The organism is Teichococcus globiformis (genome assembly GCF_042646265.1).
Taxonomy (GTDB): Bacteria; Pseudomonadota; Alphaproteobacteria; order Acetobacterales; family Acetobacteraceae; genus Pseudoroseomonas; species Pseudoroseomonas globiformis.
This window is the reverse complement of record NZ_JBHRTN010000024.1, coordinates 35,523-41,456: the sequence shown is the minus strand read 5'-3', so window position 1 is coordinate 41,456 and position 5,934 is coordinate 35,523. Positions and strand designations below refer to the sequence as shown.

The window sequence follows — 5,934 nt, the reverse complement described above, 5'->3', positions numbered from 1 at the left end:
GCGAGCAGAACGGCGCATGGTGTTGTTTTGCGGGGAAAGGGGAGGATGGAGCCGGGGGCGGCGGACTTTGCGTGGCCGGCCAACAAAACCAAACAACACAACCATCGGTTGTTATCTTTTTAGGGAGCATCGCCTCGCTGGGCATGGCGGATCGCAGCATGACACTCCCCTCAGCGCGCGAGACGATGCCGCAGCTTCTCAGGTCCTGGTTGCGGCTTCCTGAACGGTTCCGCTGGGCATGGTGTTCGGTTCGGCTTTCCTTTGTCTTGTCCTGTTGACCAGGCAGTCCTGCCGGTCGCGCAGTTGAAAACTGCGGATATTTGGGCGATGCCCCTGGAATGCATCTGTCTGACCGGTTCAAGGCCTTTCGCCGGGCGTCGCCGTGATCCAGCTCCGTTCCCTCCCCGTGGCTGCCCGGCTACCGCTCATGGCTGGCTTGGCCGTGTTCATCACGGCCCTGGCCACCGCGCAGCTCACCATGTTCTTCATGGGTCGCGAGGTGGACCGTCAAAGCGAGGCGGTCGCCGCGGTGTATCTCGACAGCCTTTCCACTGCCGCGGTTCAGGCTCTGGACACAGGTGACTTCGCAGCGCTGCAGCAGGCCCTGGAGCGAACACTGGGTTTCCAAGTGGGCGCGGTGGATCGCATCATCGTGGTCGGCCGTCCAGATGGCAGCGTCCTCGCCCGTGTGGGCGCGGAGGATGCCGAGCCTCCGATGGCCCGAGGAGAATTAGGCAGCGAATGGGAACCGAGCCAGGATGGGCGCGTCGCCTGGGCGCAGCGCCCCGTGGTGGAGAGTGGGGAGGTCGTGGCCTTGGTCGCGGTGCAGCTGCTCTTTCCAGGTGTGGTGGAAAGGCGGCAGAGCCTGCGTGTGCGGCTGGCGGTGGCCTGCCTTCTGCTGGCGGCCATGGCGGCCATTCTGGCCTCCAGCCTGGCGGAACGGTTGATGCGGCCGATCCTGGGCGTAGCTCGCGCACTGGAACAGATCGCCGCCCACGGCACGCCGCTGCAGCCCACCGAGACGGAGCGGCAGACCGAGGCGGGGCGCCTGTCCTCCGCACTGGAGCGGCTGCTGGCCAGGCTGCGTGAACGGGAAGAGCTGGCCGCCCGGCTCGCGGAGCGGGAACGTGTCGCCGTGCTTGGCCGTCTGGCGGCCACCATCGCCCATGAGGTGCGCAACCCCGTGGCCGGGATGCTGACCGCCATCGAGACACTGCGCCTGTTCGGCCGCGACGAGGCGGTGCGGACCAGCTCGCTCGATTTGCTGGAACGCGGTTTGCGGCAGATCGAGGCGGTGGTGCGGACCACCCTGGCCACCCAGCGGCGGCGGGACGGGGTGCGCAGCATCTCCGCCGCCGACCTGGACGATCTGCGCCTTCTGGTTCAGCCGGAAGCACGGCGCCGTGCCGTGACGCTGGACTGGCGGGTGGATCTGCAGGCACCCTTCCCGGCCGATGCCGTGCAGTTGCGGCAGGTCGTGCTCAATCTGTTGCTGAACGGTATCGCCGCGTCGCCCGCGGAAGGAAGCATCGTGCTGAGCGTCTGTCGCCGGGACAAGCACTTGGAGGTCCAGATTGAGGACCAGGCGGGCGGATTGCCGGAGGCGGCCGCGCGGCGCCTGCGTGAACGGCCGGACGATGCCGGCGGAGTTGAAACCATGCCTCACCCGGGGGACGGGCTGGGATTGGAAGTGGCGGCGCGGCTTACCACGGCGCTGGGCGGCACCATCCTGGTGGAGGCCCTGCCCCGCGGCAGCCGCATCAGCATCCTGATCCCCCCACCGCCTGAGGCGGCATCATGAGCGCCGGGCCCTCGCTTCTGCTGATCGAAGACGATCCGGTGCTTGGCGGCTCGCTGACGCAGCGTCTGCGGCTGGAAGGCGTGCCGCACTGGTGGGCCCGCAGCGCGGCGGAAGGCGAAGCGCTGCTGCGGCGGCACCGCCCATCCCTGATCGTCTGCGACATGCAACTCCCTGATGGCAGCGGCGAGGCGCTGCTGATGCGCCTCATGCCGGAGCTCGGCGCCATTCCAGTGCTGGTTGTCACCGCCTATGGAGAGGTGGCGCAGGCCGTCCGGCTGTTGCGCGCCGGCGCCGACGACTATCTGGAGAAGCCCTTCACGGCGCAGCATCTTCTGGAGAAGCTGCGCTCCCTGCCTGTTCCGCCGGAACCGCCTTCCGCGCCGGCCGAGGCCGGCTGGCGCGCGCCTACCATGCGCCGTCTTTCCGAACAGCTCGACCGGCTGGCGCGCGTCGGCTCCTCCGTGCTTCTGACGGGGGAAAGCGGGGCCGGCAAGGAGGTGGCCGCGCAGCGCCTCCATGCGCGCGGCGGGGCCGACCGGCCCTTTATTGCCATGAACTGCGCCGCCATTCCGGCCGAGCTGATGGAAAGCGAGATCTTCGGGCATGAGCGCGGCGCCTTCACCGGCGCCACCCAGCGGCACCAGGGCTTCGCCGAGCGTGCCGGGGAAGGCACGCTGTTCCTGGACGAGGTGGGCGAGCTGGCACCCAATCTCCAAGGCAAACTGCTGCGTCTGCTGCAGGAACGGCGCTTCACCCGCGTTGGCGGACGCGAGGTGCTGAGCCTGCGCGCGCGGGTGGTCGCCGCAACCAACATCGATCTGCGGGCCCGTATGGCCGAGGGGCTGTTCCGCGAGGATCTGTATTACCGGCTGGCAGTGGTGGAGCTGCATCTGCCGCCCCTGCGGGAACGGGCCGAGGATGTGCCGGAACTGGCCGAGGCCTTTCTCCGCCACTTCGCGGCGGCCTTCGGCCGGCCGGAGCTCACCCTGAGCACCGCCGCGCTGGAGGCAGTGCTGCGTCATGACTGGCCCGGCAATGTCCGGGAGTTGCGGAACCGGATCGAACGGGCGGCCGTGCTGGGCGCCCGCAACGAGCTGGACGCGGACGACCTGTTCCCGGGCCGCGAGGCTGAAGAGATTCAGCCACTGACCCTGGCCGAGGCCCGCGACGCGGCGGAACGGGAACATATCCGCCGTGCCCTGGCACGCTGCGGCGGGCGCATTGCCGAGGCGGCTCAACTGCTTGGTGTGTCACGCACCACCATGTGGGAACGCATGCGCCGGCTGGGCGCCGAAGGCTGAGCTCCAGGGCAAGGCACCCAGGGTCACCGGCGTTCGGTTTGCCGAACGGCCCGGCTTCTCCAACCCTGCACGGAAATAGCTCCGTGCCCGGGACATGCCGTCATCCGGAACAGGCGACGTCCTGCTCGCGCAGGGCGATGGGCCAGCCCCGCCAGTTCCAGCAGCACGTCCCCGTTATCCAGCCGCGACACGGTCCGGCCCGCCCTCGCAAGCACTGACCGCCCTGACCGTCATGGGCTGCTGTCCCTGGGGCGGAAGCTTCGCCGTCCATGTTCAGAAATCCGAACGCGTACAGGGCGTCGAATCCGGCATTCCAAACGCCCACCGAACGGCAATTCCTGCAAATCATTGATAACAAATAACAAACGATGTGGCAGGCGGCTTGCAAGAGACGCCGCCAAGCCGGCAATCGGTGTCGCCGGGTCGGCCTCCAACCGATCCCGCGAAATCTGGTCGAGACAGCCTGTTACCGCTCAGGGTGCGGATTGGCACAACGACTTGCCACTGGTTTGCCGCCCCGAGGAGCAACGGAGGAGGAAGCGTTTGACGCGGTCGAGAGATTACAAGGATATCATAGGCGGCGCCCTGCTGATCGCCGCCGGTATCTGGTTCACGCTTTACGCCATGAACTATACCATGGGCACTCTGCGGCGGATGGGCCCGGCCTATTTCCCCATCTGCATCGGTATCGCCATCGTGCTGTTCGGTGCGCTGCTGTTGGTGCCTGCCATGTTTCGGGCTGGCGACCTCCCACGGCCGGAATGGCGGCCCTTTATCACCATCAGCCTGTCCGTACTGGCCTTCGCGCTGATCGTCGAGCGCTTTGGTCTGATCCCGGCAACGGTCGTCATGACCATCACGGCGGCACTTGCTGAACCGAAGCTGAGGCCGGTTCGGCTCGCGCTGCTTGCCGTCGGCCTGTCGGCCCTCGGCGTTTTGGTCTTCACGCAGGGGCTGGGTATTCCCATTCCCGCAATCCGGTGGCCGCAATAATGGATATGTTCGCCAATCTGGCGCTGGGCTTCAGCGAAGCCTTCGCCATGCAGAACCTGCTCTACTGCTTCTTCGGCGTTTTTGTCGGCACCTTTGTTGGCGTTCTGCCAGGCATCGGGCCGCTTGCCACCATTTCGATGTTGCTGCCCCTCACCTTCTACGTGCCGCCGACCGCGGCGCTGGTGATGCTGGCCGGCATCTACTACGGCGCCCAGTATGGCGGCTCTACCGCCTCGATCCTGATGAACCTGCCGGGCACGCCCGCAGCGGCGGTGGTCTGCCTCGACGGATACCCCATGTCGAAGCAGGGCCGTGCCGGCGTCGCGTTGTTCCTGACCACGGTGGCGTCCTTCGTCGGCAGCACCATCGGCATCATCATCCTGACCGCCTTCTCGCCCACGCTGGCGAGCGTGGCGCTCGCCTTCGGACCGGCCGACTACTTCTCGATGATGCTGCTCGGGCTGATCGCCGCGGCGGCGCTGGCCCAAGGTTCACCGGCCAAGGGCATCTCGATGGTGCTGCTTGGGCTGGCACTGGGCATGGTCGGCACCGACGTGCAAACCGGGCAGCAACGCTTCACCTTCGGCATTCCCCAGCTTTCCGACGGGCTCAGCCTTGTCGCCGTAGCGATGGGCCTGTTCGGCGTGTCCGAGGTGATCACCAGCATCATGCGGATGCGCGACGTCAACAAGCAGAAGCAGGAGCGCATCACCATGCGCTCCATGCTGCCGAAGCGCGAGGATGTGAAGCAGTCCTGGCCCGCCATGCTGCGCGGCAGCGGCGTCGGGTCTTTCTTCGGGACATTGCCGGGCGCCGGCACCACCATCGCCTCCTTCATCGCTTACGCGGTGGAGAAGCGCGTGACCCGGACGCCGCAACGCTTCGGCAAGGGCGCGGTGGAAGGAATCAGCGCCCCGGAAGCGGCCAGCAATGCCTCGGCGCAGACCGCCTTCATCCCGACCCTGACGCTCGGCATCCCGGGTGACGCGGTGATGGCGCTGATGCTGGGCGCCATGATCATCCAGGGCATCCAGCCGGGACCGCGCCTGGTCACCGAGCATCCCGAACTGTTCTGGGGCCTGATCGCCAGCTTCTGGATCGGCAACGTCATGCTGGTGATCCTGAACATCCCAATGATCGGCCTGTGGGTGCGGATGCTGCGCATTCCCTACGGCATCCTCTACCCGTCGATCCTGCTGTTCATCTGCATCGGTGTGTTCAGCGTCAACAACAGCGCTTTCGACGTGCTGCTGGTGATGATCTTCGGTGTTGTCGGCTACGTCATGGTGCTGCTGAAGTTCGAGCCTGCTCCATTGATCCTGGGCTTCATCCTTGGACCGTTGATGGAGGAGCATCTGCGACGTGCCATGCTGCTCTCACGCGGCGACGCCATGGTGTTCCTGGAACGGCCGATCAGCGCCGGCTTCCTGAGCCTGACGGCATTGTTGCTGGGATGGGCCGTCCTCACCATGGTGCGCCAGCAACGTGCCGCGCGCCGCGCGGCGCCAGTCGCGGCCGAGTAAGCTCACGACATCGCTGCCGGCACACCGGCAGCCGGTTCACAGACAAGGCGGGGTCGCAAGGCCCCGCCCGCGCCCGTGCCGGCCATCCACCAGCCCGGACGGCGCCCTCCGCCAGACCTCGAAGCCGCCGCGCACGACCAACCACGCACAGCGCCGTCGTCTGGCCGACCTGCGCTCCCTGCCCTGCCGGTTGATCGCACCCGCATCAGCATCGCATGCTCAGCCCCTTGACCGATAAGGCGGCGCGTCCGCCCATGCCTGGGGGAGAAGCTGATATGAAGCTCGACGGACGCATTGCCATTGTGACCGGCGGCGG

At 67.0% G+C, this 5,934-nt stretch carries 5 protein-coding genes; all 5 read left to right on the top strand.

Going from position 1 to position 5,934, the window contains the following annotated elements; genetic code table 11:
- Nucleotides 1-278, top strand: a 278-nt coding sequence (locus tag ACFOD4_RS19605; RefSeq protein ID WP_379599181.1) for a hypothetical protein, incomplete at its 5' end; no start/stop codon positions are given.
- A gap of 149 nt (nt 279-427) precedes the next feature.
- Nucleotides 428-1,801 (top strand): sensor histidine kinase, encoded by a 1,374-nt coding sequence (locus ACFOD4_RS19600; RefSeq protein ID WP_379599179.1) that lies wholly within the window; start codon nt 428-430, stop codon nt 1,799-1,801.
- Nucleotides 1,798-3,102, top strand: a complete 1,305-nt coding sequence (locus ACFOD4_RS19595; RefSeq protein WP_379599177.1) for a sigma-54-dependent transcriptional regulator — start codon at nt 1,798-1,800, stop codon at nt 3,100-3,102. Before ACFOD4_RS19600 ends, ACFOD4_RS19595 begins: the two co-directional genes overlap by 4 nt.
- Nucleotides 3,103-3,645: 543 nt before the next feature.
- Nucleotides 3,646-4,095, top strand: a complete 450-nt coding sequence (locus ACFOD4_RS19590) for a tripartite tricarboxylate transporter TctB family protein (RefSeq protein WP_379599175.1) — start codon at nt 3,646-3,648, stop codon at nt 4,093-4,095.
- The gene (locus ACFOD4_RS19585; RefSeq protein WP_379599173.1) at nt 4,095-5,618 is read left to right on the top strand and encodes a tripartite tricarboxylate transporter permease; all 1,524 of its coding nucleotides are present in this window, start codon (nt 4,095-4,097) and stop codon (nt 5,616-5,618) included. The genes ACFOD4_RS19590 and ACFOD4_RS19585 overlap by 1 nt, the downstream gene beginning before the upstream one ends.
- The last annotated feature ends 316 nt before the right edge of the window (nt 5,619-5,934 follow it).

What these genes read in the sequence shown, in the direction of transcription:
- ACFOD4_RS19600 (WP_379599179.1), top strand. Translation starts at nt 428, where the DNA reads ATGGCTGGCTTGGCCGTGTTCATCACGGCCCTGGCCACCGCGCAGCTC.
- ACFOD4_RS19595 (WP_379599177.1), top strand. Translation starts at nt 1,798, where the DNA reads ATGAGCGCCGGGCCCTCGCTTCTGCTGATCGAAGACGATCCGGTGCTT.
- ACFOD4_RS19585 (WP_379599173.1), top strand. Translation starts at nt 4,095, where the DNA reads ATGGATATGTTCGCCAATCTGGCGCTGGGCTTCAGCGAAGCCTTCGCC.